Annotated in this window: 1 pseudogene; it reads left to right on the plus strand. The window is 58.8% G+C overall.

Annotation, left to right across the window (positions count from 1 at the left end):
• Positions 1 to 184: 184 nt before the first annotated feature.
• Positions 185 to 738 (plus strand): annotated as a pseudogene (locus AD928_RS00055) (site-specific integrase); the annotation flags it as partial.

Raw genomic sequence — 738 nt, forward strand, 5'->3', positions numbered from 1 at the left:
TCACGGCGGCAACACGGGTTCGAATCCCGTACGGGACGCCAATCTTTCCAATGACTTAGAGTTTTGGTCACGGAATGATTGACTGCTTTTGGGCCCACCTTGGGCCCATCGCCAAAAAAGACGATAAGCACATGGTCCCAATGGGCCCATGAAAAGGCTATGCTGGGCCCAAGCGAGGCTCACCATGAAAGACCGAATCACTTCTGCTAAAATTGATCCAGCGACAGGCCGCGCTCTTCCCGCAGGCGTAGAGTATCGCGGCAAGGGCCAGTATCGGGCCCGCAAGCGCATTGCAGGCGGAGAGCGGATCCATCAAACTTTCACCTCGGCCAAACTCGCCCGGCGGTGGCTGGACACGACGTCCGCCAAGCTGGAACTCGGACAGTTTGAGGACACGCGCCCACTGGAACGTCAGACCGTTCGCGACCTGGTCGACCGTTATGTGTGCGAGGAGATGCAGACCCGGGAGAATGATCGCAAAGGTCACATCCCGTCCATTCTTCAGGACGAGATTGCACAGCTTGCGCTGGTCGATCTGACCCCGATGGCAGTCCGTGGTTTCCGGGATCGGCTGGCTGAGAAATACAGCGCTGCGACGGTTGTCAAACGGCTCAACCTGTTGGCCGCGATCTGCCAGCATGCGATTGCAGAGTGGGACCTGCCCTTTTCAAAAAACCCGGCTGCCGCAACGGCAGTCAAGCGGCCCGCTGGCGCAGACAAGAAGCGCAACCGTCGTCT

This window comes from Acetobacter cerevisiae, from assembly GCF_001580535.1.
GTDB classification, from domain to species: domain Bacteria; phylum Pseudomonadota; class Alphaproteobacteria; order Acetobacterales; family Acetobacteraceae; genus Acetobacter; species Acetobacter cerevisiae.